General features: G+C 70.4%; 24 protein-coding genes. 15 read left to right on the forward strand and 9 right to left on the reverse strand.

All coding sequences use genetic code 11. The annotated features are described in order from the left end of the window. Positions 1–72 precede the first annotated feature (72 nt). From AB0F15_RS05705 to AB0F15_RS05730, 6 genes are read left to right on the forward strand one after another with little or no spacing between them, the layout of a single operon-like run. Complete coding sequence (locus AB0F15_RS05705; RefSeq protein WP_360265714.1) at positions 73–1,743, forward strand: ABC transporter substrate-binding protein; 1,671 nt, start codon at positions 73–75, stop codon at positions 1,741–1,743. Positions 1,744–1,761: 18 nt separating this feature from the next. Further along, the gene (locus AB0F15_RS05710) at positions 1,762–2,853 is read left to right on the forward strand and encodes an ABC transporter ATP-binding protein (protein WP_360265717.1); all 1,092 of its coding nucleotides are present in this window, start codon (positions 1,762–1,764) and stop codon (positions 2,851–2,853) included. Then, positions 2,850–3,830, forward strand: coding sequence for an ABC transporter permease (locus AB0F15_RS05715; RefSeq protein ID WP_360265720.1), 981 nt, complete (start codon positions 2,850–2,852; stop codon positions 3,828–3,830). Before AB0F15_RS05710 ends, AB0F15_RS05715 begins: the two co-directional genes overlap by 4 nt. Before the next feature lies 1 nt (position 3,831). Beyond that, positions 3,832–4,815: an ABC transporter permease gene (locus AB0F15_RS05720; RefSeq protein WP_360265723.1), complete on the forward strand. Its 984-nt coding sequence runs from the start codon at positions 3,832–3,834 to the stop codon at positions 4,813–4,815. Next, positions 4,812–5,801 carry an ABC transporter ATP-binding protein gene (locus AB0F15_RS05725; RefSeq protein ID WP_360265725.1) on the forward strand — a complete coding sequence of 330 codons (990 nt, stop codon included), beginning with the start codon at positions 4,812–4,814 and terminating at the stop codon, positions 5,799–5,801. Before AB0F15_RS05720 ends, AB0F15_RS05725 begins: the two co-directional genes overlap by 4 nt. Before the next feature lie 41 nt (positions 5,802–5,842). Beyond that, positions 5,843–7,246: a GH1 family beta-glucosidase gene (locus tag AB0F15_RS05730; protein WP_360265728.1), complete on the forward strand. Its 1,404-nt coding sequence runs from the start codon at positions 5,843–5,845 to the stop codon at positions 7,244–7,246. Between the two features lie 46 nt (positions 7,247–7,292). Here AB0F15_RS05730 and AB0F15_RS05735 read toward each other — a convergent pair whose 3' ends face one another. Further along, positions 7,293–8,438 carry an acyl-CoA dehydrogenase family protein gene (locus AB0F15_RS05735; RefSeq protein WP_360265731.1) on the reverse strand — a complete coding sequence of 382 codons (1,146 nt, stop codon included), beginning with the start codon at positions 8,436–8,438 and terminating at the stop codon, positions 7,293–7,295. Next, positions 8,435–10,777 (reverse strand): bifunctional salicylyl-CoA 5-hydroxylase/oxidoreductase, encoded by a 2,343-nt coding sequence (locus AB0F15_RS05740; RefSeq protein WP_360265734.1) that lies wholly within the window; start codon positions 10,775–10,777, stop codon positions 8,435–8,437. The genes AB0F15_RS05735 and AB0F15_RS05740 overlap by 4 nt, the downstream gene beginning before the upstream one ends. Positions 10,778–10,843: 66 nt before the next feature. Between AB0F15_RS05740 and AB0F15_RS05745 the strand changes: the two genes are divergently transcribed. Beyond that, on the forward strand, positions 10,844–11,239 hold the full coding sequence (locus AB0F15_RS05745) for a RidA family protein (protein ID WP_360265737.1): 396 nt from the start codon (positions 10,844–10,846) through the stop codon (positions 11,237–11,239). On the opposite strand, the gene AB0F15_RS05750 is transcribed toward AB0F15_RS05745, so the two are convergent. Then, positions 11,226–12,068 carry a PaaX family transcriptional regulator C-terminal domain-containing protein gene (locus AB0F15_RS05750; protein WP_360265739.1) on the reverse strand — a complete coding sequence of 281 codons (843 nt, stop codon included), beginning with the start codon at positions 12,066–12,068 and terminating at the stop codon, positions 11,226–11,228. The genes AB0F15_RS05745 and AB0F15_RS05750 overlap by 14 nt on opposite strands. Before the next feature lie 52 nt (positions 12,069–12,120). Between AB0F15_RS05750 and AB0F15_RS05755 the strand changes: the two genes are divergently transcribed. The 3 genes from AB0F15_RS05755 (at position 12,121) to AB0F15_RS05765 (ending at position 14,054) form a co-directional block, all read left to right on the forward strand. Further along, positions 12,121–12,798 (forward strand): GNAT family protein, encoded by a 678-nt coding sequence (locus AB0F15_RS05755; RefSeq protein WP_360265742.1) that lies wholly within the window; start codon positions 12,121–12,123, stop codon positions 12,796–12,798. Positions 12,799–12,982: 184 nt separating this feature from the next. Beyond that, a complete protein-coding gene (locus AB0F15_RS05760; protein ID WP_360266373.1) occupies positions 12,983–13,636 on the forward strand; it encodes a hypothetical protein in 654 nt (217 codons plus the stop codon). Positions 13,637–13,694: 58 nt separating this feature from the next. Beyond that, positions 13,695–14,054: a PLDc N-terminal domain-containing protein gene (locus AB0F15_RS05765; RefSeq protein ID WP_360265745.1), complete on the forward strand. Its 360-nt coding sequence runs from the start codon at positions 13,695–13,697 to the stop codon at positions 14,052–14,054. A gap of 52 nt (positions 14,055–14,106) precedes the next feature. On the opposite strand, the gene AB0F15_RS05770 is transcribed toward AB0F15_RS05765, so the two are convergent. Continuing rightward, positions 14,107–14,571, reverse strand: coding sequence for a MarR family winged helix-turn-helix transcriptional regulator (locus AB0F15_RS05770; RefSeq protein WP_360265748.1), 465 nt, complete (start codon positions 14,569–14,571; stop codon positions 14,107–14,109). 96 nt (positions 14,572–14,667) lie between these two features. Between AB0F15_RS05770 and AB0F15_RS05775 the strand changes: the two genes are divergently transcribed. Then, complete coding sequence (locus tag AB0F15_RS05775) at positions 14,668–15,090, forward strand: nitroreductase family deazaflavin-dependent oxidoreductase (RefSeq protein ID WP_360265751.1); 423 nt, start codon at positions 14,668–14,670, stop codon at positions 15,088–15,090. Positions 15,091–15,228: 138 nt separating this feature from the next. On the opposite strand, the gene AB0F15_RS05780 is transcribed toward AB0F15_RS05775, so the two are convergent. The 3 genes from AB0F15_RS05780 to AB0F15_RS05790 form a co-directional block, all read right to left on the reverse strand. Continuing rightward, positions 15,229–15,393: a hypothetical protein gene (locus AB0F15_RS05780; protein WP_360265753.1), complete on the reverse strand. Its 165-nt coding sequence runs from the start codon at positions 15,391–15,393 to the stop codon at positions 15,229–15,231. A 258-nt stretch (positions 15,394–15,651) separates the two neighbouring features. Next, the gene (locus AB0F15_RS05785) at positions 15,652–15,843 is read right to left on the reverse strand and encodes a hypothetical protein (protein WP_360265756.1); all 192 of its coding nucleotides are present in this window, start codon (positions 15,841–15,843) and stop codon (positions 15,652–15,654) included. A gap of 182 nt (positions 15,844–16,025) precedes the next feature. Next, a complete protein-coding gene (locus AB0F15_RS05790) occupies positions 16,026–17,336 on the reverse strand; it encodes an FAD-binding oxidoreductase (protein ID WP_360265759.1) in 1,311 nt (436 codons plus the stop codon). A gap of 90 nt (positions 17,337–17,426) precedes the next feature. On the opposite strand from AB0F15_RS05790, the gene AB0F15_RS05795 reads away from it, so the two are divergent. Both AB0F15_RS05795 and AB0F15_RS05800 read left to right on the forward strand, forming a co-directional pair. Further along, positions 17,427–18,311: a LysR family transcriptional regulator gene (locus AB0F15_RS05795; RefSeq protein WP_360265762.1), complete on the forward strand. Its 885-nt coding sequence runs from the start codon at positions 17,427–17,429 to the stop codon at positions 18,309–18,311. 88 nt (positions 18,312–18,399) lie between these two features. Further along, complete coding sequence (locus AB0F15_RS05800; protein WP_360265765.1) at positions 18,400–19,356, forward strand: ATP-dependent DNA ligase; 957 nt, start codon at positions 18,400–18,402, stop codon at positions 19,354–19,356. A 137-nt stretch (positions 19,357–19,493) separates the two neighbouring features. Here AB0F15_RS05800 and AB0F15_RS05805 read toward each other — a convergent pair whose 3' ends face one another. Next, on the reverse strand, positions 19,494–20,027 hold the full coding sequence (locus AB0F15_RS05805) for a hypothetical protein (protein WP_360265768.1): 534 nt from the start codon (positions 20,025–20,027) through the stop codon (positions 19,494–19,496). A 59-nt stretch (positions 20,028–20,086) separates the two neighbouring features. Next, positions 20,087–21,250, reverse strand: a complete 1,164-nt coding sequence (locus tag AB0F15_RS05810; RefSeq protein ID WP_360265771.1) for a trypsin-like serine protease — start codon at positions 21,248–21,250, stop codon at positions 20,087–20,089. Between the two features lie 429 nt (positions 21,251–21,679). Here AB0F15_RS05810 and AB0F15_RS05815 point away from each other — a divergent pair, with 429 nt between their 5' ends. Beyond that, the gene (locus AB0F15_RS05815) at positions 21,680–25,420 is read left to right on the forward strand and encodes an ALF repeat-containing protein (protein WP_360265774.1); all 3,741 of its coding nucleotides are present in this window, start codon (positions 21,680–21,682) and stop codon (positions 25,418–25,420) included. After that, positions 25,414–25,761: a hypothetical protein gene (locus AB0F15_RS05820; RefSeq protein ID WP_360265776.1), complete on the forward strand. Its 348-nt coding sequence runs from the start codon at positions 25,414–25,416 to the stop codon at positions 25,759–25,761. Before AB0F15_RS05815 ends, AB0F15_RS05820 begins: the two co-directional genes overlap by 7 nt. Position 25,762: the final 1 nt, after the last annotated feature.

A 25,762-nucleotide genomic window follows, 5' to 3' on the forward strand; every position in this document is an offset into this window, starting at 1 on the left:
TCGTTCGGTCGCCGGCGGTCGGGGCTCGCTACCAGTCGACAAAGAGTTATTCGTCGATGACTAGGAGGACCGATGCGAGTCGAGCGCTCCATCGTTGCAGCGCTGGTGGCGGTGATGGCTCTAAGCGGCCTGACCGCGTGCGGCGGCGGCAGCACGAACGCCGCCCAGAGCAATCCGGACGCCGTGCTGAACGTCGGCAAGCCGGACGGCCCGCAGGCCGAGAACAACAACCCGTTCCTGGAGACGTCCGCCCTGTCGAACATGGGCTACCGGTGGATGATCTACGAGCCCCTGGTGATGCTCAACCGCGTCAAGCCGCAGGAGCCGGGCAAGCCGTGGCTGGCCACGAAGTGGGACTGGACGGACAACTACAAGAAGCTGGTCCTGACCGTCCGTGACGGCGTGAAGTTCTCCGACGGCCAGCCGATGACCGCCGAGGACGTCGCCTTCACGTTCCAGCTGCTGCGCGACAACAAGGCCTTGAACGTCGACGCAGTGCCGTACAAGGACATCACCGCGGCCGGCAACCAGGTGACGCTGGGCTTCGACAACTCCCAGTTCGTCAACCAGGTCAAGATCCTGCAGACCCTCGTCGTGCCGAAGCACGTCTGGCAGGGCATCAAGGATCCGGCGCTGGACCTCGTGAAGAACCCGATCGGCACCGGCCCGTACACGCTCAAGTCGGCGACGCCGCAGACGATGATCGTCACCCGGCGCGACAGTGGCTACTGGCAGGAAGCGCCGAAGGTCAAGGAGCTCCGCTACACCTCCTACACCGACAACAACGCGCAGGTCAGCGCGCTGGTCAACGGGGCGTCCGAGTGGAGCTTCGTGTTCATCCCGAACTACAAGGCCGTCTACACCAACAAGGACCCGCAGCACTACAAGCTGTGGTTCCCCGCTCAGCTGGCCGTCCACGGCCTGTGGTTCAACACCGAGAAGGCACCCTGGAACGACGCGAAGCTGCGCCAGGCGGTCAACAAGGTCATCAACCGCGACGACATCTTCAACCAGGGCGAGGCCGGCTACTTCTACCCGAAGAACGACCAGGTCACCGGCATCCCCACCCCGGCGGGCGACCCGTTCATCGCGCCGCAGTACAAGGGCCAGTCGGTCCAGGTCGACGTCGCGGGCGCCAAGGCGCTGCTGACCGGGGCCGGGTACAAGTTCACCGGCGACAAGCTGGCGGACCCGGGTGGCAAGCCGGTCACCCTGAAGCTCACCGTCCCGTCCGGCTGGTCGGACTACATCACCGACCTGGAGATCATCAAGGACAACCTGGCGCAGATCGGCATCACCGCCACGGTCGAGAAGATGAACCAGGACGCGTGGATCAAGTCGGTCGACACCGGTGACTTCGAAGGCCTGATGCACTGGACCAACGACGGCGCGACGCCGTACGACATGTACCGCGACGTCATGGACGGCACCCGCTACAAGCCGACCGGGCAGGGTGGCATCAACGGCAACTACGGCCGCTACAAGAACGACGAGGCGACCCAGGCCCTCGCGACCTACGCCAACGCCGAGGACGACGCCGCCCGCACCGCCGCCATGGCGACGTTGCAGAAGATCATGATCGACCAGCAGCCGATGATCCCCACGTCGGCGGCGAACTCCGGCGGCGAGTACAGCACGAAGAACTGGGTCGGCTGGCCGGACGAAACCAACCCGTACGGCCCGGCGCAGCCGACGCTGCGCAACGCGCTCGACATCGTCCTGCACCTGAAGCCCGCGGCCTGACCCATGGCGGAGTCAGTCGTGACGACCGGGCAGTCCCCCTCCGACCCCGTCGCCGTCGGGTCGGAGGGGGACCTCCCCGTGGTCCTCGAGGCCACGGGGCTCACGAAACACTTTCCCATTCGTCGCCAGGGCCGGGCCGCGCTGACCGGCTCGAAGCGCAGCATCCAGGCCGTCGACGACGTGACCCTCACGCTGCGCCGCGGCCGCGTCACCGCGCTGGTCGGCGAATCCGGTTCGGGCAAGTCCACGGTCGCGCGCCTGCTCGCGGGGCTCTACCCGCGCACCGGCGGCGACATCCGGCTGCACGGCGAGACCGTGAACGTCAAGCACGGCCGGGCGTTCCGCGCCTACGCCCGCCGGGTGCAGATGATCTTCCAGGACCCGTTCGCGTCGCTGAACCCGGTGCACACCGTGCGCTACCACCTGACGCGGGCGCTGAAGATCCACGGCCGGGCGGGCGACGACCTCGAGAAGTCGTTGCACGAGCTGCTCGCCCGCGTCCAGCTGACCCCGCCCGAGCGTTACATCGACAAGTTCCCGCACGAGCTGTCCGGCGGCCAGCGCCAGCGCGTCGCGATCGCGCGGGCGCTCGGCGCTGCCCCCGAGGCGCTGCTGGCCGACGAGCCGGTGTCCATGTTGGACGTTTCGATCCGGCTCGGCGTGCTGAACCTGCTGCGCGACCTCAAGGAACGCCTGCACCTGGCGATCCTGTACATCACGCACGACATCGCGTCGGCGCGCTACTTCGCCGACGACACCATGGTGATGTACGCGGGCCGGATGGTCGAAGGCGGCGACAGCGAAACCATCACGCAGCGGCCGGCGCACCCGTACACGCGGCTGCTCATCGCCTCCGCGCCCGACCCCGACCGGCTCCTCGCGCCCGAGCAAGAGCGTAGCTTTCACGTGAAAGCTACGGGGCCTGCGGGGGGTGAACGCGGGTCCGGCGAACCGCCGAGCCTGATCGATCCGCCGTCCGGTTGCCGGTTCCACCCGCGTTGCCCGGTCGCGATGGCGCGGTGCGAGACCGACCTGCCACCGCGGTTCGACGTCGGGGACGCGCCGGGGCACTGGGCCGCCTGCTGGCTGTACGACGGGGCCGCCCGATGAGGTTCCTGCTGCAGCGGCTGGCTTTCTACGTCTTCACCGCGTGGGCCGCCGTCACCATCAACTTCTTCATCCCCCGGATGATCCCGGGCGATCCCGTGCAGTCGCTGATCGCGAAGAACCAGGGCATGATCAGCGCGGACGCGGTCCAGTCGCTTTACGTCCTTTTCGGACTCGACAAGAACGAAAGCCTCATCTCGCAGTACTTCGACTACTGGGGGCAGCTCTTCCGCGGCGACCTCGGGATCTCGTTCACGTTCTTCCCGACGCCGGTGTCCGACCTGCTCGGCGACAGTCTGCCGTGGACGATCATCCTGGTCGGCATCACCACGATCGTCGGCTTCGCCATCGGCACCGGGCTCGGCGTGGTCGCCGGCTGGAAGCGCGGCTCGTGGGTCGACGGACTGCTGCCGGTCACGACGTTCCTTTCGTCGATTCCGTACTTCTGGCTCGGCCTGATCGCGCTGACGCTGCTGGCCGGCCCGGGCAGTTTCTTCCCGTCGTCCGGCGGTTACGACCCCGGGGTGGTGCCGGGCTGGGACGGCGGGTTCATCGGCAGTGCGATCCAGCACAGCCTGCTGCCCGCGCTGACCATCCTGATCAGCTCGATGGGCAGCTGGATCCTGGGCATGCGCAACATGATGGTCACCGTCGCGTCGGAGGACTACGTGACCGTCGCGCACGCCAAGGGGCTGCCGGAACGCCGGGTGATGGTCGGGTACGCCGCGCGGAACGCGCTGCTGCCGAGCGTGTCCGGCTTCGCGCTGGCGCTCGGGTTCATCGTCGGCGGCACGCTGCTGGTGGAGATCGTCTTCTCCTACCCCGGCGTCGGCTACCAGCTGTTCCAGGCGGTCGGTTCGCAGGACTACCCGCTGATGCAGGGCATCTTCCTGATCATCACGCTGTCGGTGCTGGTGGCGAACCTCTTCGCCGACGTCGCCTACCTCGCGCTCGACCCGCGCACCCGGAAGGAGGGCTGAGATGGCCGTACCCGCGGCGGACGTCAAGGCCGCCCAAGCCCTCCCGCTCGAAGCGGTGGCCCGCCGGCGCCGCTTCCGGTTCCTCGCCGGCGGCAAGACCGGCACCGGCCTCGCCGTCATCGTCTTCTTCCTGGTGATCGCGGTCATCGGCGAGTGGATCGTCCCGTACGACCCGTCGGCGCGCAGCAGCGACCTGCTGGAACCGCCGTCGGCCCGGCACTGGTTCGGCACCACCCACCTCGGCCAGGACATCTTCAGCCAGGTCGTGGTCGGCACGCGCAGCGTGATGCTGGTCGGGCTGGCCGCCGGGATCGTGGCGACGATCCTCGCCGTGATCGTCGGCGTGACGTCCGGCTACCTCGGCGGCACGCCGGGCGAAGGCCTTTCGGCACTGTCCAATGTGTTCCTGGTGATCCCGGCGCTGCCGTTGATCATCATCATCGGCAGCGCGGTGCCCACCGGCGGCGACTACCTGGTGGCGGTGATCATCGGGTGCACGTCCTGGGCGTGGGGCGCACGCGTCCTTCGAGCCCAGACGCTTTCCCTGCGCGGCCGGGAGTACGTCGAAGCGGCCCGGGCGACCGGCGAGTCGACGTGGCGGATCGTCTTCTTCGAGATCCTGCCGAACCTGACCGCGGTGATCGCGTCCAGCTTCGTCGGCACGGTGATCTTCGCCGTGATGTCGGAGATCACGCTCGCGTTCGTCGGCGTCTCCGGACTGTCCAACTGGAACTGGGGCACGATCCTGTTCTGGGCGCAGAGCCAGCAGGCGCTCGCGCAGGGCGCGTGGTGGTGGTTCGTGCCGGCCGGGCTGGCGATCGCCGTCCTCGGCACGGCGTTGTCCCTGCTCAACTTCGGCATCGACGAGTTCGTCAGCCCGCGGCTGCGCGGCAGCGGCAAGGCGCGCGTGCGCGGTGCGGACGGGCGGATGCATCGGATGCGGGTGGGATTCACGCCCGTGCTCGGGCGGGAGGAACAGCCATGATGGACCCGGTGCTGGAGATCAAGGGCCTGGACGTCGACTACGGCGTCGGCGACGAGGCCGTGCGCGCGGTCCGGGACGTGCACCTGACGCTGCACCGCGGCGAAGTCCTCGGCCTGGCCGGGGAGAGCGGCAGCGGGAAGTCCACGCTGGCCTACGGGCTGACGCGGCTGCTCGCACCGCCGGGCGTGATCCGCGGCGGCGAGGTGCTCTACCACCCCGCGGACGGCGAGCCGTACGACGTCCTGAAGCTGACGGACAAGCAGCTGCGGGACTTCCGCTGGGCGGAGACGTCCATCGTGTTCCAGGGCGCGATGAACTCGCTGAACCCGGTGCACAAGGTGGTCACCCAGCTCGTCGACGTCATCAAGGCGCACGAGCCGGGCACGACCCGCGCCGGCCGGGCGGCGCGGGCCCGCGACCTGCTCAAGCTCGTCGGCATCTCGGCCGACCGGCTGGAGGCGTACCCGCACCAGCTGTCCGGCGGCATGCGGCAGCGCGTGATGATCGCGATGGCGCTGGCCCTGGAGCCGCGGGTCGTCATCATGGACGAGCCGACCACGGCGCTCGACGTCGTGATGCAGCGGCAGATCCTCGGCCAGCTGGTGGAACTGCGGGAGCGGCTGGGCTTTTCGGTCCTGTTCATCACGCACGACCTTTCGCTGCTGGTGGAGTTCTCGGACCGGATCGCGATCATGTACGGCGGCCGGATCGTCGAGCAGGCGCCGGCGGCCGACCTCTACCGGGACGCGCTGCACCCGTACAGCCACGGCCTGCTGAACTCGTTCCCCGCGCTGCGCGGGCCGCGGCGCGAGCTGGCCGGGATCCCCGGTTCGCCGCCGGACACGCGCGGGATGCCGTCCGGCTGCGCGTTCCACCCGCGGTGCCCGAAGGCTTTCGAGCCCTGTCCCGACCGCGTGCCGCTGCTGGGCACGCCCGGCGACCCGGCGCGCGAAGTGGCGTGCTGGCTGCACCCCGTCACCCCCTGAACGTCGTCCGCCATGTCCGGTACCACTGGAGGAGTGCTGCCTTGACCGAGACCACCGCCGCCACCGCCGAACAGCAGGCGTTGATCGACACCCTGCCGCCGGACTTCCGCTGGGGCGTGGCCACCGCCGCGTACCAGATCGAAGGTGCGGTCTCCGAAGACGGGCGCACACCGTCCATTTGGGACACCTTCTGCCGGGTGCCGTGGGCGATCGACAACAACGACACCGGTGACGTGGCGTGCGACCACTACCACCGGATGCCGTCCGACATCGAGCTGGTCCGCGAGCTGAGCGCGGACACCTACCGGTTTTCCGTGTCGTGGCCCCGGGTCCAGCCACGCGGGCGTGGTGGCGTCAACGAGGCGGGCATCGGGTTCTACGACCGGCTCGTCGACGAAACGCTGAACCGCGGCATCACGCCGTGGCTGACGCTGTACCACTGGGACCTGCCGCAGGAACTGGAGGACGCGGGCGGCTGGCCGGCCCGCGACACGGCGTACCGGTTCGCGGACTACGCGATGCTCGTGTTCGACCGGCTTTCCGATCGCGTCCGCCATTGGACGACGTTGAACGAGCCGTGGTGCTCGGCGATGCACGGGTACGTGCACGGCGTGATGGCCCCGGGACGGCGTGACTACGCGGCCGGGCTGCACGCGGTGCACCACCTGCTGCTCGGCCACGGACTCGCGGTGCAGCGCATGCGCGAGGCAGCACCGGCGGACACACAGTTCGGCATCACGCTCAACATGTGCACGGCCGACCCGGCGACGGACGCCCCGGAGGACGTCCGCGCGGCCCGGCAGGCCGACGGCCTCGGCGTCCGGATCTACCTGGACCCGCTGGTCCACGGCCGCTACCCGGCGGACGTGGTGGACGACCTCGCCGATCGCGGGGTCGAGCTCCCGGTCCAGGAAGGCGATCTGTCGGTCATTTCGGCGCCGCTGGACTTCCTGGGCGTGAACTACTACTTCGGCCAGCAGTTCTCCGGGGTGGACGAGGCCGGCCGGCCGGTCGGCGACGACGGCGTCCCGGCGTCCCGGGTGGTCCCGTTCGGCGAGCCGACGACGGCGATGGGCTGGGAGATCCTGCCCGGCAAGTTCACGGAGCTGCTGACGCGCCTGGGCCGTGACTACCCGGGCTTGCCGATGTACATCACGGAGAACGGCTCGGCCTTCGAGGACGACCCGGACTCGTCGGGCTACGTCCGCGACGACTCGCGCACGGCCTACTTCGCGTCGCACATCGCCGCGGTGGCGGCGGCGCGGCAGGCCGGGGCGGACGTGCGCGGGTACTTCGCCTGGTCCCTTTTGGACAATTTCGAATGGGCTTACGGGTACGCGAAGCGGTTCGGGTTGATCCGGGTGGACTACGAGACGCAGCAGCGGACGATCAAGCAGAGCGGGTACTTCTACCGCGACACCGTCCGGAGGGTGCGCGGCAGCTGAGTCCGGATTGTCGTGGAGGGCATTCTCATGGTCTCGAGGGTGCCCTTCACGGCTTTCGGGAGGTCAACCAGCGGGCGATGATCGTCCGCTGGATCTCCGACGCGCCTTCGTAGATCCGCGGTGCCCGGACCTCCCGGTACAGGTGCTCCAGCAGGTGCCCGCGTCGCAGGGCGCGGGCCCCGTGGAGCTGGACCGCCGAGTCGACGACGAACTGCGCCGCCTCGGTGGCGAACAGCTTCGCCATCGCCGCCCGGCCGCCGAGGTTCGCCTCGCCCGCGTCGTACGCGCCGGCCGCCGCGTAGACCAGCAGCCGCGCGGCCTCCGTGCGCGTGGCCATCTCCGCGAGCGCGTGCGCGACCGCCTGCTGCTTGATCAGCGGGCCACCGAAAGCTTCCCGGGTGCTCGTGTGGTCCACCGTGGCGTCCAGCGCCGCTTGGGCCATCCCGACGGCGAACGCGCCGACGCTCGGGCGGAACAGGTCGAGCGTCCGCATCGCCACGGCGAAGCCGCGGTTCTCCTCGCCGAGCAGCTCCTCGCGCCGGACCTCGACGCCGTCGAACGTGACCGTGCCGATCGGGTGCGGGCTCACCAGGTCCAGGTGTTCGCCGCCCAGGCCCGGCCGGTCGGCGGGAACGACGAATGCGCTGACCCCGCGCGAACCGGCGCCGGGGGTGGTACGCGCGAAGACCGTGTAGAAGTCGGCTTCCGGTGCGTTGGAGATCCACATCTTCTCGCCGGTCAAGCGCCAGCCGTCACCGTCGGGTTCCGCCGACAGGGACAGGGCCGCCGCGTCCGAACCGGCGTCCGGCTCGGTCAGCGCGAACGCCGCCACCGCGTCGCCGGTCGCGACGGCGGGCAGCCACTTCGCCACCTGACTGTCCTGTCCGGACTGCAGGACCGGGTAGCTGCCCAGGCCCTGCAACGCCAGCGCCGTCTCGGCCTCGGTGCTCACCGTGGCGAGGTTCTCGCGCAGGATGCACAGGTCCGTCGCGGCCGCCTGCCTCGACGGCGTGCCCGACGCGACACCGGGGAAGAGCCGCGCGAGGAGGCCGAGCGCGCCCATCGCCTTGAGGAGCGGGCGGTTCACCGCACCCTCCACACCGGACTCGGCGAGCGGGCGCAGCTGCTCCGCGCCGAGCCGCCGCACCTCCGCGGCGAAGGCGCGCTGATCCGGATCCAAGGTGAAGGTCATGCCTCGGCTCCCGGTCGCCAGCGGGCGTGGGCGGTCCCCGCCGGCCCGGAGCGGACGAGGTCGAGCCGTGGCTCGGGCCCGTCGGAACGGCCCGTCTGCGGTTTGCGGCTGCCCGCGGCGAACGGCTTCGGCCACGGCACCGGGTACCCCTGCTCGGCCGCCGCGTGCAGTGTCCATTGTGGATCATAGAGGTGGGTCCGGCCCAGTGCGCACAAGTCCGCGCGGCCGGCGAGGATCAGCGAGTTCACGTCGTCGTAGGAAGAAATCGCGCCGACCGCGATCACCGCGATGCCGTACTCTTCGCCGACCTCGTTGCGGATCCGGTCGGCGTACGGCGTCTGGTAGCTGCGGCCGTACTGCGGGCGTTCTTCGCTGACGACCTGGCCGGTCGAGACGTCGATGCCCGCGGCACCGTGGGCGGCGAACGCGCGGGCGATTTCGACGGCCTCATCGGCGTCGACGCCGCCCTCGCACCAGTCGGTCGCCGAGATCCGGACGGTCATCGGCCGCTCGGCGGGCCAGGCGGCACGGACCGCGTCGAAGACTTCCAGCGGAAAGCGCAGCCGGTTCTCCAGGGAGCCGCCGTAGGCGTCCGTGCGCTGGTTGGTCAGCGGCGAGAGGAACGACGACAACAGGTAGCCGTGCGCGCAGTGCAGTTCGAGGACGTCGAACCCGGCGCGGGCGGCCGCTCGCGCGCACTCGGCGAACTGCTCGCGGATCTCCGCCAGCTCCGATGTGGACAGTTCGCGGGGGACCTGGTTCCGCTCGGAGTACGGCAGCGCCGAAGGGGCGCAGACTTCCCAGTTGCCGTCCGGGAGCGGCTCGTCGATGCCGTCCCACATGAGTTTCGTCGAACCCTTGCGCCCGGAGTGTCCCAGCTGGACGCCGATGCGCGCGGGCGTCTGCGCGTGCACGAAGTCGGCGATCCGCTTCCAGGCGGCTTCCTGCTCCGGCGTGTAGAGCCCGCCGCAGCCCGGCGTGATCCGGCCTTCGGGGGAGACGCAGACCATCTCGGTCATCACCAGCCCGGCCCCGCCGAGTGCCTTGCTGCCCAGGTGCACCAGGTGGAAATCGCCCGGTACGCCCTCGGTTGCGGAGTACATGTCCATCGGGGACACGATGATCCGGTTCGGCAGCTCCAGTCCGCCGAGCCGGAACGGCTGGAACATCGGCGGCCGCGACGTCGTCCCGAGCGACCGCGCGAACCAGTGGTCGAGCTCGGCGGCGAACCCGGGGTCGCGCAGGCGGAGGTTGTCGTAGGTGACGCGGCGGCTGCGGGTGAGGATGTTGAACGCGAACTGCGGCGGCTCCTGGTGGGCGTACTGCGCGATGTTCTCGAACCACTCCAGGCTCGCCTGCGCGGCACGCTGCGTCGACGTGACGACCGGCCGCCGTTCCAGCTCGTACGCCTTCAGCGCCTCCGCGACGCCGTCGTTTTCGTGCAGGCACGCGGCCAGCGCGAGCGCGTCCTCCATCGCCAGCTTCGTGCCCGATCCGATCGAGAAGTGTGCGGTGTGCGCGGCGTCGCCGAGGAGGACGACGTTCTCGTGCACCCAGGTCTCGCAGCGGACCGTGCCGAACGAGACCCACTTCGAGTTGTTCGCCATCACCTGGTGGCCGTCGAGGACGCCGGCGCACAGCTCGCGGATCAGCGCGATCGACTTCTCGTCGCTCTCGCCGGGCTTCAGCGAGGTCGCCGCGATCGGCCCGAACGTCCGCTGCCAGACGTCCTCCTGGACCTCGAGGATGAACGTGCTGCCCTCGCGGCCGTACGGGTAGCCGTGGATCTGCATGATCCCGGCCGGCGTCTCGAGGACGTAGAACTTGAAGGCGTCGAACACCAGGTCCGTGCCCAGCCAGATGTACCGGCACCGGCGGGTCTCGACGCTCGGCCGGAACGTCCCGGCGTACCGCGCGCGCGTCGCGGAGTTGACGCCGTCGGCGGCGATGACCAGGTCGTAGCCCGAAAGGTCGGCCGGCGCCTCCTCGCGGAAGTGCAACCCGACGCCGAGTTCGGCGCAGCGGCTCTGGAGGATGCCGAGCAGGCGCTTGCGGCTCATCGCGGCGAAGCCGTGGCCGCCCGAGGTGGTGACCGTGCCGCGGTAGTGGACGTCGATGTCGTCCCAGCGGGCGAATTCGGCCTTCATCGCCTCGTGCACCGCCGCGTCGGCGTGCTCGATGCCGCCGAGCGTCTCGTCGGAGAACACGACGCCGAAGCCGAAGGTGTCGTCCGGCGCGTTGCGCTCCCAGACGGTGATCTCGTGGGCGGGTCCGAGCTGTTTCGCGAGCGCGGCGAAGTACAGACCTGCCGGGCCGCCACCGATGACCGCGATTCGCACGCCGTCCAGGATATGTCGTCACCAGTACGACCGTCAATAACGCGAAAGATGGCGTACCGTGTCCGCATGGAACGCATCAACCCGCCGGAACTGGGCAAGCCGTCCGGGTTCTCGCACGCGGTGGTGGCCGAGGGGCGGGTCGTCTTCCTCGCCGGGCAGACCGCGCTGGACGCGTCGAACAGGATCGCCGGCGACGGCGTCGTCGAGCAGTTCGAACGCGCGCTCGGCAACCTGCTGGCGTCGCTGCGCGCGGCCGGCGGCACCCCGGAAGACCTCTGCAGCGTGACGATCTACATCGTCGACATGGCCGATTACCGGGTTCACGCGCGCGAGATCGGCGCGGTCTGGCGCCGGCTCGCGGGCACGGAGTACCCGGCGATGGCGGGCATCGGCGTGTCCCGGCTGTGGGACGAGGAAGCCCTGGTCGAGGTCCAGGGCTTCGCGGTGCTCAGCCGAGGTTGATCGCCTTGCCGACGTAGGCCCGGGCCGACGTCTCCAGCTTTGCGTGCAGCTCGAAGAACAGCTCGGCCGCGCGGATCCCGGACCAGCCGGCGGGCAGGAACTCCGCGGGCAAGCCCGGGTCGAGGTAGGGCATCCGCCGCCAGCCGGTCAGCACGCGGACGTAGTCGGCGAAGGCTTGCTCGTCGGTCACGGACTTGCGGCGCAGCGCCGGGCCGTGCTCGTCGAGGAACGTCGTGTAGAGCTCGTCCAGCCGGTCGAGGTCCCACCAGTCACGGACCTTCGCCGCGACGTCGCCGAAGGCCAGGTGGTCGGCGCGGAACAGGTCGGCGTATTCGGCCAGGCCGAGCCGGGTGAGCGTCTCTTCGGTCGCCGCGTGGAGGTGGGCCGGGGCGATCCAGACGCCGGAGGCCGCGGTGCCGAAGCCCATCCGGGCGAGCTGAGTGCGCAGGAGGTGGCGCTTGTGGCGCTCGGTCTCGGGCACCGAGAACACCGCGAGCAGCCAGCCGTCGGCCGAGGTCGCGCGATCGCGCCGGAAGATGCGCTCGTCGCCTTCGCGCAGGATCTCGCGGGCTTCGTCGGACAGCTCGTAGCCGGCTGTCGCGTCGCGGCGCACCGCTTCGAGGATCCCGCGCCGCTTCAGCCGCGAGATCGACGAGCGCACGGCGGGCTCGTCGACGCCGACGGCGGCGAGCAGGTCGATCAGGGCGGCGACGGAGAGCCAGCCGCCTTCGGTGCGCGAGTAGAGGCCGTACACCGTCACGATGAGCTGACGAGGCTGAGCGGCCCGGCCGGAGCCGTCCAGTTCGGTTGCCTCGGGTACGGCCGTCATCGCGCCACGATAGCAACTCCGGCCCGGATCGCTCCGCTACGATTTCGCCGCGATGCTGCCAGCCACCAAGGGGATCTTCGACCGGCTCACCCGCCGGGGCCGCCTGATGACCAAGCGGACCTGCGACCGGCAGGGCCATGTCGTGCGTAGCGGGCGCTTCCTCTTCCGCACCCCGACGGCGTGGGAGTACGCCGCCGCCGTGGCGTGTGGCAGTGATCCGGCCGCGCAGCGGTGGCTCGGGTGGCAGCGCGCTTCGATCGTCGCCCGGGGCGCGCGGGCGGACGCGCTGCGGGTCGTGCCCGGCACCGGGCCGGACTGGGCGTCACCCGATCCGCAGTCCGTGGACCTGGTGATGATCGACGTCGAGGCCAACCGCTGCGTCGGCCTGGTGAGCGTGCACACCGGCGAGGACGGCGGCCCGGAGACCGGCGGCTACCTCGCCCCGGACTACCGCGGCCGCGGCCACGGACGGGTGCTCTTCGCGGCCGGCCTGATCCTGGCTCACGACCACCTCGGACTGTCGCGGGTGCGTGCCGGTGCGGAGGTCGGCAACGTCGCCAGCGCGCGGTCGCTGCAGGCGGCCGGGCTCGTCCGGGTCGGGGGGCCGCCGACGTACCGGCTGCCGGACGGCCGGGTCACCGAGGCGTGGTGGTTCCAGCACGACGTCCCGCGCCCGACGCGGTGCGCCGGACCCCAGGCGGCTTGGTTTCCGACGGCTTCGGTGCTGTGACTTCTTTCGGGGGCTCCGGGTGGCGGAGCCCCCGGCCCGGGGCGAAGCCTCGGATGTCACCAACACTTCGGCCTCGGCCGACGTTTTCCGTGGCTACCGTCGCCGCATGACTTCGCTTTCCGCTCCGGTTCCGCCTGTGCCCGTTGACGTTCCGCTGGGGAGCGTCGCCTGGTTGCGGGCGTCCGTGGCCCGCTTCAGCAACGGTCCTGACCACATCCGGCGGCGCGCGCTCGCGTTGTCCCTGCTGGATTCCGTCGGAGACTTGCGGGAAGCGGCTTTCGCACGCACCCGGGAAATCGTGGCCGGGTTCGAAACTTTCGACGTGATGGCCGAAATCGCGCGGCCGGTACCGGTCGGGACGCTCGCTTCGGCGCTCGGCCTGCCGGACGTCTCGGCGGACGTGGCTCTCGTCGCGGCGGCTTACCACCCGCACGTCGTGCCCGGCGCGGCCGCCGAAGCCGCGCTGGGCCGGCTGATCACCGCGTGCGGCGCGGCGGACGAGCTCGCGGCCGCCCGGATCGGCCTGCTCGTCCAGGCCTGCGACGCCACCGCGGGACTGATCGGGAACGAGCTTTTCGCCTGGCTGAGCGGAAAAGCCGTCGGGCAGCCGGTGCTCGCCACGCGCCGCCGGATCGGCGGCGAGGACGTCACGGTGCCGCTCGCCGGGACGCCGTTCGGCGCCGGCCCCCGCGCCTGCCCGGGGTCGCGGCACGCCAACGCCCTCGCGACCGGCGTTCTGGCGGCGTTGCGCGGTTTCCGCCTGACCGCAGGGGAAACGACGTGGGTGTCGTCGCCGAACCTCCGGATGCCCGCGGTGCTGCGGGTGACCCGCGGCTGAACCGGCGGCGGGTTCTGCTAAGACTTACCGCGTCATTCTCTGGGGGAAGGGACGTTCCTTGCTGTACTTCGATGGTCTGCTCGGCATCTTCACGCTCGGGTTGTGGATCTTCTGCCTGGTCGACGTGATCACGACGGACGAGTCCTCGTGCCGCAACCTGCCGAAGGGGCTGTGGCTGCTGCTCGTGCTGGTGGTGCCGCTGGTGGGCTCGATCGTCTGGCTGGTCGCGGGCCGTCCGCAGCAGGCGACGCGGGCGCGCGGCCCGTACGAACGCCACACGCCGGCGTTCCCCGAGTACGACCGCCCGGGCCGCTTCGCGGCGACGAGCCCGGACGACGACGAGGAGTTCCTCCGCAGGTGCCGGGAACGCGCGGAGGCTCAGCGCAAGCTGGCTCGCGAAAAGCGCGGCGAAGAATAGCGCCGTGTCGTCCACCCAGGTACGCGTGTCGTCCACCTGAGTACGCACGGCGTCAGCAGCTCGGGCCTTCGCAGGTGCCGCGTTCGTAGGTTTCCAGCGTCGTGATCACGAGCCGGCGCTCGGCCGGGGTCAGCGGCGTCAGCGCGTCGCTCCAGGCTTTCGCGCCGCGGGCGAGCCAGGCGTCGACCGCCGGGCGCTTGTCCGGGGCGATGCTGACGATCGTGCGGCGGCGGTCGGCCGGGTCCTCGTCGCGGTTCAGCACGCCCTGACGGCTGAGGTCGCCGACCATCAGGCTCGCCGTCGTCGGCGCGACCTGTAGGCGGGTTGCCAGTTCGGTGACCGTCATCGGGCCGTCGAAGAGCAGGTACGACAGCAGTGAGAGGTGCCGCGGCGCGAGCGCGCAGCCGTTCAGCTCCTCGGGCACCGGCGTACGCTTCGCTCGGCCGACCAAGCGCGGCATGAGCAGCAGGAGCTGCCGCACGCCGTCTTCGACACTCAGACCGGCCTCCGTTGACACCACACACCTCCCGTCGGTAGCTTTGCTTGCAAAGCAAACTCTTCGCCAAGCGTACTCGCGCCCGGCCGAGCGTACCGGCCAGAAACAAGGGATCCCATGACCACACCAGCCGACATGACCGACTTCAACACGCAGGTCGCCGCCGAGTTCCGGGCCAACGAGGGCAAGGTCGGCGGCATGTTCGAGGGCAAGAACGTGCTGTTGCTCACCACGATCGGCGCGAAGAGCGGCGCAGAGCGCCTGTCGCCGCTGGTCTACACCCGGGATGGCGACCGCTACGTCATCGCCGCGTCCATGGGCGGCGCGCCCAAGAACCCGGCCTGGTACCACAACCTGGTCGCCAACCCGAAGGTCACCGTCGAGGTCGGCACCGAGACGTTCGAGGCCACGGCCACCGTGATCGCCGACCGCGCCGAGCGCGACCGCCTCTACGCGGGCATGGTCGCGCACGCCGAGGGCTTCGCCGACTACGAGAAGAAGACCGACCGGCTCATCCCGATCGTGGTCCTGGAGCGCTGAGGCCTGCAACGAGTGGCCACGACGCGGTGACGGTCGAGCCGGTTTGGCCTTGCAGTGCCCCTTGGGTCGTTTCTGAGCCAGGGGGGCACTGCAAGGCCGAAGCCGACTCCGGGCCGGCACCCCGACCCCGCAGCGGGATCAGTTCGGAGACGGTGCCTGACGGAGGAATCCGGAGTAGACGAGGTGCAGAAGCGCGGCGTAGGCGTGCTGCGCGTCCGCGACCGCGAGTTCTTCGCCGGTCACCTCGGTCCTCAGGGCCTCGATCCTGCGTATGATCTCTTCCAGCTCCGCCAGCACGTCCACGGGAGCAGGTACGACTTTGCCGTCCGGGGCGATGATTCCGCCCTTGCCGCCCGGTACCCAGTACTTCACCCCGTATTCGCCGTCGCCGAAGGGTTGCCGCTTGGCGTTCAGGCCACGTTTCCCGCCTGGTTGGGCCAGCTGCTCGGACCACTCCTTCGCATCCAGGAAGTACTGCTCGGGTGTGACGTGCTCCGGCAGGCCGTGCTTGTTGTAGTGGTATTCGAAGCTCTTCTCATGCGAGGTGAAAGTGCCCTCGTGTCAGATGTCTCCGGCTCCCACCGGGCAGGGCACCGTGTTGTGCACCAGAACCGGCGTGTCGCCCGCGAGCACGTAGTAGGTGTGAACACCCTCGACGGTGAGGTTGTAGGTCCGCAGGGCCGTCGCGTAGCGGTTGTTGGCCGTGACTGTTGCACGTCCGTCACCGGGCGTGGCGAGCTGCTCCTCCGGCACGAGCCATTCAGGTCGAGGTGCTCATCGCCGCAGACCCGGTACCCGCGAATGTCGCTCCCGACGCCGAGACCTTCGGCCGTTCCTACGTGGAACCCGCTGTGCGTGCAGCACTGCACGGCCAAGCCGTCAGTTGCGGGAACTTCGCCGGAGTGTGGGCCCCGGCGCGCTGACTTCCAGCCGGCTCAGTGCGTTGCGACCGCGGGCGCCGGCCGGAACGTGTCTCGCGGGTCGTACGCCGTTTTCAACCGGGCAAGGCGCTCGAGGTCCCGGGCCGGGAAAACGCCCTCCGCGACCTCCTCCGGCGCGTGCTCGCCGTACACGAACGGCAGCAGGCGGCCGGTCGTCCACGGCGCCAGCGCGCCGAACAGCTTCGCGTGCGCGCGCCGGACGGCCGCGACGCCGTCTTCGCCGATCACCGACAGCGCCCGGACGACGAACTCGGCCGAGCGGTCCCAGTCGATGCCCGGCGTCTGCGGGGGCCGGGCGAGCGCGCCGCCCAGCCGGTCGACGATGAGCACCGGGGGCGTGGCCGCGCCCGGGCCGGCGTGCTCTAGGAGCGCGTCGAGCATGGCGTCGTTCAGCTGCGAGACGGTCGCGTTGGTGCCGTGGTAGCCGTGCGGCTGCCGCGGTTCGGCCGCGATCGACCCGGACTCGGTGAACGGCATCGGCCGCAGCGTGTCGAGCAGGGCGGGCGCGGCGGCTCGCAGCGGCGCGACGAGGTCGTCGCCGTCCTCGCCGAGGTAGGCGACCCGGACCTGGGCGACGTGCCTGCCGCGCAGGGGTTCCGGCAGCATCGGCAGGTCCGGGTACGGGATCATGGCCAGCGACGTCGTCAGCGCGTCCGGCGCGGCCGCCGACCACGTCCGCCAGGCCCGCAGCACCGTCGGCACGTCGGCGCTGTCGAAGGTGAGGCTGCCGCCGTAGAGGTCGCGGACCGGCATGAGGGCGAACTCGATCGCCGTGACGACGCCGAAGCTGTCCCGGCCGCCGCGCAGCGCCCAGAACAGGTCCGAGCCCGGCTCGACGCGCCGGAGGTCGCCGTCGGCGGTCACGACGTCGAGGGCGCGGACGTGGTCGGCGGCGCGGCCGTACCGCCGGGCCATCAGCCCGAAGCCGCCGCTGAGCGTGTAGCCGACGACGCCGACGTCGGGGGACGAGCCGCTGAGCGGCGCGAGGCCGTGCTGCCCGGCGGCTTCGAGCACCGCGCCCCAGCGGACGCCGGCTTCGACGCGGGCGGTGCGGGCCGCGGCGTCGATCTCGACGCCGGCCATCCGGCGGGTGCTGATCAACAGCCCGTCGGTGCCGTCGGTCAAGCCGTGCCCGGTCGCCTGGACCGCGACCCGCAGCCCGTGCGTGGCGGCGTAGCGCACGGCAGCGCCGACGTCCTCGGCGCTTTCCGCGGCGACGACGGCCGCGGGCGAGCTGGGCACCGCCGTCTGGAACCCGGCGACTTCCTCGGTGTACCCGTCCTGACCAGGGCGAAGGATGTTCATCTCGGTTCCTTTCGGTCGCTGCCTCCAGCTTGGGGCGCCGACGATCAGAAGTCCAAGATCTGGTTTTTCTCCTGGCTAGAATCACTGCTTATGGAACTGCACCAGCTCGCGTACTTCGTGGCGGTCGCGGAGGAACGCAACTTCACGCGCGCGGCGGAGCGGCTGCACGTCGCCCAGCCCGGCGTGAGTGCGCAGGTCAAGCGGCTCGAGCGGGAGCTGGGTCAGGAGCTGCTGGACCGCTCCGGCCGGACGGTCCGGCTCACCGACGTCGGCGCCGCGGCCCTGCCGCACGCCCGGGCCGCGCTCGCGGCAGTGCAGGGGGTGCGCGAAGCCGTCGAGGAGCTGGCCGGGCTGGTCCGCGGGCAGGTCGCGATCGGCGCGGTGACGTCGGCGGGCCCGGTCGGGCTGCCGGACCTCCTGGCCGGCTTCCACGAGCGGTACCCGGCGGTGGAGATCACGCTGTCGGAAGCCAACTCCGACACCATGCTCACGGCGCTGCGCGAAGGCCGCCTCGACCTCGCCGTCGTCGGCCTCGCGACCGGACCGCCGCCCGGCATCGCGACGCAGGTGCTGCTCGACGAGCCGTTCCTGGCCGTCACGGCGCCGTCCGGTCCGTTGGCCGGCCGGGACGAGGTCGACATCCCCGATCTCGACGGCCTCCCGCTGATGGCGCTGCCGAAGGGGACGGGCCTGCGTACGGCCCTGGACGCCGCCTTCGCGCGGGCCGGGCTGACGCCGCGGATCGCGTTCGAGGCGGCCGACCCGAACGTGCTGGTGCAGCTGGCGACCCGGGGGCTCGGGGTGGCGATCGTGCCGGCGTCGCTGGCCCGGTACCACCAGGCGGAGCTGCGGATCATCGGCATCGCGGGACCGGGCCTGCGGGGCGTGCTGGCGCTCGCGTGGCGGACCGACGGGCCGGTGAGTCCCGCCGCGCGCGCCTTGATCGCGTTCGCCCGGGCCGCTTACCGCTCTTGACGTCACGTCGCCGCGGGGGCGGCCGCGCACCGGAGATTCGATCGTTTGAGAGTTGACCGCCCCCGCGCGGGGGCGCAAAGGTGGGCCGATGAGTGGCGATGAGGTGCGGCACGGCGTCAAGGTGAGCAGTCTCGACCAGGAGGTCTTCCCCGGCGCGGCGGCGACCAAGCGCGACCTGCTCGACTACCTCGAAGCGGTGTCGGACCGGATGCTGCCGGAGCTGCACGACCGGCTGCTCAGCGTCGTGCGGGTGCTGCGCGGCCAGGGGCCGTTCATGCAGAAGAACCTGCCGAAGTACACGCCGGAGTGGGTGGAGCGCCGGGCGCTGTGGGCCGACCGGTCCCGCCGCGAAGTCACCTACGCGCTCTGCAACGACCTGCGCACGCTGCTGTGGTTCGGCAACCAGCGCGCGATCGAGTACCACACGTCGCTGTTCCGCGGCGAGCCCGCGAACGGGGCGACGCACCTGATCCTCGACCTCGACCCGCCGGCGGACGCCCCGTTTTCGCTGGCCGTGGGCGCCGCAAAGCTGGTGCGGGAGGCGTTGCGCAACGACGGTCTCGACGGCGCGGTGAAGACCAGCGGCTCCAAGGGCGTCCACGTCTTCGTGCCGCTCGCGTCCGGGCAGGCGACGGAGGACATCGCGGCGGCGACCCGCGCGGTCGCGGCCCGTGCCGAGCGGATCGACCCGGCGCTGGGCACCACGGAGTTCGTGGTCGAGCGCCGCGAAGGCAAGGTGTTCCTGGACTCGACGCGGGCCGGCGGCGGGACGGTCGTCTCGGTCTACAGCCCGCGCCACCGCCCGGGCGCGCCGGTGTCGTTCCCGGTCCGCTGGGCCGAGCTCGACGGCGTCAAGCCGGCCGACTTCACCGTGCACACGGCCCCGGGCCTGCTGGGCGACGGCGACCCGTGGACCGAGGAGATGCCGGAGCCGTTCGTCCTGCCGGCGGACCTGGTCGAGGAGGGGCACACGATCCCGGTCGCCCGCGTGGCGGCGATGCACGAGGGCAAACGCCGCGCCCGCGCGGCCCGCGAGTCGGGTTGAGCGGCCTGCGTGAGTGTTCGCGGGGGCGCCGAAAGCTCTGAACGCCACCATCACGGCACTGGTGGTGCTTTGTCCGGTCGACAGGTGTGATCCGACGAAGCACCACCAGGTCTGCCGGTGGGTTCCCCGAACAGCGGTCAGGGTGTGGCGGTCAACTGCAGGAGGGTGGTGGGGGCGTTGCTGGGGTTGGCGCCGACGCCGACCGGGGTGGTGCCGCTCGGGTTGACGTCGACGGTGGAGTGCTGGCCGGCGTCGGTGGTGAGCTCGGCCTTCACCCGGTGACCGGCGCCGCTGATCCGGCCGTCGCCGCGGATCTCGTAGACGGCGGGAATGCGCAGTTCCAGGTGACCGGTGGGGGCCAGCACCTTGAAGCAGACTGTGCGCCTGGTGCCGGCGTCGGCCGTGGTCCGGACCTGCAGCACGCTGACGTTGTCCTCCGGCGGGGTGGCGCAATCGGCGAAGATGATGTGGCCGTCGCCGGAGATGAGGGTGACGTTGTACTGCGCCTGGATATCGGCAGCGCCCGGGTAGGAGTAGTTCTCGGCGAGCGTGGGCTGGGTGTCGCTGTCGGCCTGCGTGGTGGTTGACGCCGCCGAGGCTGTCCAGACGCCGGTGATGGCGACCGCTACCGCTACCGCGGCCGCGATGGCGAGCTTCTTGGTGAGGTGCACGGTGCTGATCCTTTGTGTCTGGGTCTGCGGACCGGTTTCGCCTGGCGGCGTACGGAGAGTCAATTGAGGATCCAGCGCTGGTTGACGCCGGCCGGGGCCCAGCACTGCCACGCGTTGACGGTCGGGTGCGGCTGGTTGTCGGTGTAGTCCTGGTCGAGGCACTGGCCGCTGAGCTTGTTGACCAGCGTCACGGTGCCGTCCTCGTAGTGCGGCTGGACGGTCCAGGTCTGGTTGACCCCCGGCGGGGTCCAGCACTGCCACGCGTTGACGGTCGGGTGCGGCTGGTTGTCGGTGTAGTCCTGGTCGAGGCACTTGCCCGAGAGGGAGTTGGTGATCGTGACGGTGTCGCCGGAGACCCACGCCACCTTCCACTGCTGGTTGGTCCCCGGCGGCGTCCAGCACTGCCAGGCGTTGAGCTTCGGGTGCTCCTGCCCGCCGGTCCAGTCCTGGTCGAGACACTGCCCGCTGGCCTTGCTGACGATCGTCGCGGCGACCGGCGCGGTGACCTGGCGAACCCAGGTGCCCAGGTCGTCGACGCGGGTTTCCGTGGTGCCCTGGCGCGTCTCGGCGGAGGTGTAGCAGCCGTGCTGCCAGGACCGGGCGTTGATCGCGGCGAGCTCGACCTGCGCTCCGTTTTCCCGCAGCGCAGGGCCGCCGGCATCGCCGAGGCAGGTGGTGGCATCTCCCGTGACCGCGGTGACGGCCAGTGCCGTGCCGTTGACGCCGCTCACGGCGAACGACGCCGTGCTCAGCCGGTCCGGCACCCAGGTGTCCGCGGTGCGGCCGTAGCCGCCGATCCGCAGGACGTCGCCGGCGGCCGGGGCCTGGGTGGCCAGCGGCACCGGCGCGACGTCGACGACGGGCAGGGCCAGCTTGGCCAGCACCGCGTCGCGGTCGGTGGCGGGCACCAGGGTGGTGATCTTGACGGTGTGCCCGGCGGACCCGGTCAGGTCGGCCCGGCCGACAGTCGCCGTGTAGGGCGTGGCGGGCGCCCCGGCCGACAGTGGCCCGGTGCCGAAGCACGCGGCCGCAGTGAGGATCCACTGCGGGGCGACCAGCGCACCGGTGCAACCGAAGGCGCCGCTGATCTGCGCGGTGAAAGCGTAGGTCCCGTCGGCCACCGGGCTGCCGCCGGTGACAGCCTGAGCCGCTGGAGCGGTCATCAGACTGGCGGCCGTCAGTGCGGCGAAGGCCGCCCCGGCGTTCCGAAGTGCACGTGGCATCGAATCTCCCTCAGGTAACATATGTTTGGGTGAAATGGGTGTCCGACGCCGGGTGTACCGGTGTGTTGAAATCGCCGTGATTCCGCTGCGGGAATATTCGGTCAGATTCCCTCTCGGACTTCCAGGCTATTCCGGATAAGCGTTGGAACGACTGTTCACCCCCGTCGTCTATCGACGCTGAGCGGGCGATGTTACGAGAATAAATTGTGATGTATATCACGTTCCAAGGCAACGCCGCGGCTGGCTACGATGCAAAGACTTGCCGAGTTTTGGCGGCAAGAGGGGTCTTCTGACGGCGTGCGATACGCCTGAGCGTCAACGTGCGATTCTCCGGAATGTGCGCGCGAAGCATTCCAGGTCATAAACGCCGCGGTTGTCGGCGTGCGCCATTTGGTTGTACGAGCATCGGTTCACACGAGGGGGAGTTGGGTGTTGTTCGCGCGTCGGGAATCGGTACGGGCGGCCGTCGGGCTGGTCCTGTTGGTCGTCACGTTGTTCGCGGGAGCGCTGAGCGCGCCGGTTGCGTTGGCTGATTCGGAGCCGTCGCCGGGTGTTTCGGCTCCGCCGTTGTCTGACCGGGATCGTGTGGTGCAGATGTGGCGGCTGGGTGGCCCCACGGTGAAGGCGGACGCGGCGGCGGCGTTGGTCGGGACTGATGCCGACATCACGGCGTTCCTGACGGTCAAGTTGCCGCAGGACCGCAGGGTCGATGACCGGATCAGTGTGAACCGGATGCTGGCCTCGGGTGGCCCGACGGTGAAGGACGCTGCTCAGCGCGCTCTGGACGCGTCCGGTGACGCGGCGATTCCCGCGTTCCTGTCGTCGGGGTGGCAGTTGCCGTCGAGTGTGGATCGGCGGATCCGTGTCGATCAGATGCTCACCGCGGGTGGTCCGGAGCTGCGGAAGGCTGCGCAGGTGGCGTTGGACGCCGACACCGACGACGCGATTCAGGATTTCCTGGATTCGGGGTGGAAGGTCCCGTATGAGCTGGATCAGCGGATCCGGGTGGATCAGGCGTTGGCGGCGGGTGGGCCGGAGACCCGGGTGGCGGCGCAGCGGGCGCTGGACGGCGACAGTGTTGAGGCGTATGCGCAGTTCCTCAACCATGATCGGGAGGTGGCCGAGGCCCGCGATTTGGAGACGGCCACGATCGCGCAGCTGGCTGCGGCGGCCAAGGACGCGGGGGAGGAGGCGGCGAGGGAGACCGAGGCGTCCAAGGTGGCTTCGGCCAGTGCGGTGGCGGAGGCTTTGCTGGCCAAGCAGGCGGCTGAGGCGGCGGCGACGGCGAGTGTGAATGCGCATAACGACGCGAATGCTGCGACGGCCGCGGCGGTGGCGGCTGCTGATGCTGCGGACAAGGCTGCTTCGGCTGCGCGGGAGGCGGTCGGTGCGGCGAACGCGGCCAGTGTCGCGGCTCGGGTGGCGTCCGGTGCTGCGACTCGTGCGGCGGCGGCGGCGACCAAGGCTGGGCAGGCGGCGTCTCAGGCTTATAACTCTGCTTCGGCTGCGGCGACTGATGCGAAGAATGCGGACACTGCGCGTCAGGCGGCGGAGACGGCGCGGGATGCTGCGCGGGGTGCGCGGGATGCGGCGGCGGCGGCCAAGTCGGCGGGTGATGCGGTGACTGCGGCGAAGAACGCGATTTCTGCGGCTGGTTCGGCGGGGAACAATGCTGCGGCTGCGGCGCGTGCGGCTGAAGCGGCCAGCAAGAATTCCGCGGTCGCGAAGGCGCAGGCGGCCAAGGCGCGGCAGGCGGCGGCCAGCGCGGCCGCGAACGCGGCCCGCGCGACCCGTGCCGCGCAGGCCGCGAGCGTGTTCGCCGACACCGCGGCCGGCGCGGCTTATGCTGCCCAGGCTGCTGCGGAACGGGCTGCTGTCGATGCCGACGCTGCGGCTGCGGCTGCGTTGGATGCCGCCAGTCATGCCCACAACGCGACCGAGGCGGCCAACTTGGCCACCACGCATGCGAACGCGGCGACCCGAGCCGCTGAAGCTGCCTTCACTGCGGCCACCGGGGCCAAGACCGTCTACGACGCCGCCCGGACCGCCGACGCGGCCCGCCTCGCCGCCCAGTACGACCGCGACGACGAACTGGCCCTGAACCTCAGTGCCGCAGCCGATCGGGTGTTCGTCGCCGACCGGTGGACCAAGACCCAGAACGATCTGCGGGCGGCCGAGACGAACCGGTTGCTCGCCGAAGCGACCGCGCCGGGCACGGTGGCCGCTCTCGCACTGGCGGACGCCCGTAAGGCGGCGTTGGCGCTGGCGACCAGTGGTGGCCCGTGGACCCAGGCCGCGGCCCGCAACGCCCTTGCCGGCCCGGACATCGTCGCGATGGACTTCGTCCGCAGTGGCTTGGCGCTCGCGGCCGGGCAGGACGATCGTGTCACGTTGGCCAACCTCGCCCGGACCGGCACCGACGGTTTCAAGGCTGCTGCCGATACCGCTCTCGCGGGCAGTGACGCCGACGTCACGGCGTTCCTGCGCAGCCAGGACTACCCGGGCCGCGAGCTCGACGACCGGATCGCGGTGGATCAGGTCCTGGCCGGGGCGCAGCAGGCCGGGAACTTCGCGACCCAGGCCGCCGCACAGAAGGCCTTGGACGCGGACAACGACCAGGCGTTGCGGCAGTTCCTGGACGCCAAGACCGGTTACGCGGTCGACGACGAGCGGATCAAGACGAACCAGCTCCTCGCGGCCGATACGAGCGGGCCGGAGCTGAAGGTGGCCGCGCAGATCGCGCTCGACGGTACGCCGGCGATGGTCCACGACTTCCTGGAGTCCGGGCAGTACACCGCGGCCCAGCAGGACCAGGACAGCGCTGCTCACGACGCTCAGGTTTCCGGTTATCTCGCCCAGGCGATGCAGACTGCCCAAGCCGCGGCGCAGAACGCGGATCTGGCTCAGCAGGTCGCTGCGACTGCTCGTGGTGCTGCCGCCGAGGCTGCCGGCTACGCCCGGCAGGCCGAGACCGACCGGCAGGCAGCTGCTGTTTCCGCCCAGCAGGCTCACGAATCGGCGGTCGCCGCGCAGGACGCCGCCACGCGGGCCGCGCACTCCGCGGCGACGGCGAACACGGCCGCGGCGAACGCGCGGACCTCCTCTCGCAAGGCGACGCTGTCGGCGGCGTGGGCGAACTCGTCGGCGAATTTCGCGGCGCGGATGGCTTCGAATGCCTACGGTTCGGCTCGTGACGCGTTCAACAGCGCGCTGATCGCAGGTGGCAGCGCCGAGAAGGCCAGGACGGCGGCGAACGATGCGGTGGCGGCGGCGCTGGCCACGGTCAAGCGGAAGCAGGAGGAAGCGAACGGGATTGTCCTGTTGCACTGCAAGAGCCTGCCCGGGGGCATCGGCTACGACGAGTGCATCAAGTTCGCGCAGATGTCCGATGCCGACAAGGTGATGCGGATTCTGGACAACGACTGGCTCTGCCGCCACACCGGGAACATGGGGCAGGCGTTTCAGCGGGAGTGCTTCGCTGCCGAGACCAGTCCCACTTTCGCCACCGACCTGGCGTTCACGACGGCGGCGCAGGCCCTCAACGAGTTGAGTGCGATCTACGGCGCACTGGCAACCGTGGAGGCCGCGGTCGTCGGTGGCGCTCTGTGCGCGGCTTTCGAGCCCTGCGCTCTTCTGGCTGCCTCCGTCGTTCCCGAAGGCACCGCCTTCACCACGTGGATAGCCATGGCCGCGGGGGACGCGATGATCACGTCCCGGGTGGCCGGGCTGCTGGAGGAAGCCGGCATCAGCGCCGGGGCCACCCAGGCGGCGTTGACCGAGTTCTTGACCCGGCCGCCGCCGCTGCTCGACGCGGGGCTGCTGGAACAGCTGACGATCAGCGGTGTCAACTTCTCCCGCGAGGATCTGCTGGGGATGCAGCTCGACGCGAACGGAAAGCTGATCTTCCTTGAGGTCGGCCACGAGAATTCCGGTCTGATTCACATCCTGGTCGAGCACGGCCGCGAGTTCGCGCAGCTCGGCATCGCACCGGACCAGGTCGGCGACTTCGTTCTGACCGGTGCCGCCACCGGTCGTATAGTCGGCTACCAGGGCAAGGGAACAGGGCGGCCGATCTACCAGTTCACCTACAAGGGCAAGGAATACCGGTTGAGCATTACGGTCGGGAGCAACGGATACATTGTCGGGTCGAACACGGTGGGTTCGTGGTGACAGTGGAGAAGACGCTCAGGGTGCTGGCGGACTACGACTGCTGGGCGTTGTGGGTGTTCGCGCCGCCGAGGATGGAAAACGTCGATCCCGCGGATCCCGAGCTGGGGTTGAGTCCGGCTCTGGTGGGCGAGCTGAACCGCTGGGCGGACGAGTACACCGCGACCCTGAACCGTGACGACCCGAAAGCCTCCAGCTTTATGGCCGGAGCGGAGAAGCGGGAGTTCGTCGCCCGGGGACGCCGCCTGGCGGAAGAGGTGCGAGCCCAGGTGAGCCCCGGCTGGCGAGTCACGTACTTCGACAGCGACCTCGGCCGCGACGACGAGATCCAGGCTCCCGGCTGAG

Source organism: Amycolatopsis sp. NPDC026612 (assembly GCF_040638285.1).
GTDB lineage: Bacteria > Actinomycetota > Actinomycetes > Mycobacteriales > Pseudonocardiaceae > Amycolatopsis.

Bases quoted from the DNA above. Each gene is read 5' to 3' on its own strand.
- AB0F15_RS05745 (WP_360265737.1), top strand. From the start codon at position 10,844: ATGGAACGCATCAACCCGCCGGAACTGGGCAAGCCGTCCGGGTTCTCG.
- AB0F15_RS05715 (WP_360265720.1), top strand. From the start codon at position 2,850: ATGAGGTTCCTGCTGCAGCGGCTGGCTTTCTACGTCTTCACCGCGTGG.
- AB0F15_RS05790 (WP_360265759.1), bottom strand. From the start codon at position 17,336: ATGAACATCCTTCGCCCTGGTCAGGACGGGTACACCGAGGAAGTCGCC.
- AB0F15_RS05705 (WP_360265714.1), top strand. From the start codon at position 73: ATGCGAGTCGAGCGCTCCATCGTTGCAGCGCTGGTGGCGGTGATGGCT.
- AB0F15_RS05755 (WP_360265742.1), top strand. From the start codon at position 12,121: ATGCTGCCAGCCACCAAGGGGATCTTCGACCGGCTCACCCGCCGGGGC.
- AB0F15_RS05720 (WP_360265723.1), top strand. From the start codon at position 3,832: ATGGCCGTACCCGCGGCGGACGTCAAGGCCGCCCAAGCCCTCCCGCTC.
- AB0F15_RS05725 (WP_360265725.1), top strand. From the start codon at position 4,812: ATGATGGACCCGGTGCTGGAGATCAAGGGCCTGGACGTCGACTACGGC.
- AB0F15_RS05735 (WP_360265731.1), bottom strand. From the start codon at position 8,438: ATGACCTTCACCTTGGATCCGGATCAGCGCGCCTTCGCCGCGGAGGTG.
- AB0F15_RS05800 (WP_360265765.1), top strand. From the start codon at position 18,400: ATGAGTGGCGATGAGGTGCGGCACGGCGTCAAGGTGAGCAGTCTCGAC.
- AB0F15_RS05750 (WP_360265739.1), bottom strand. From the start codon at position 12,068: ATGACGGCCGTACCCGAGGCAACCGAACTGGACGGCTCCGGCCGGGCC.
- AB0F15_RS05810 (WP_360265771.1), bottom strand. From the start codon at position 21,250: ATGCCACGTGCACTTCGGAACGCCGGGGCGGCCTTCGCCGCACTGACG.
- AB0F15_RS05795 (WP_360265762.1), top strand. From the start codon at position 17,427: ATGGAACTGCACCAGCTCGCGTACTTCGTGGCGGTCGCGGAGGAACGC.
- AB0F15_RS05775 (WP_360265751.1), top strand. From the start codon at position 14,668: ATGACCACACCAGCCGACATGACCGACTTCAACACGCAGGTCGCCGCC.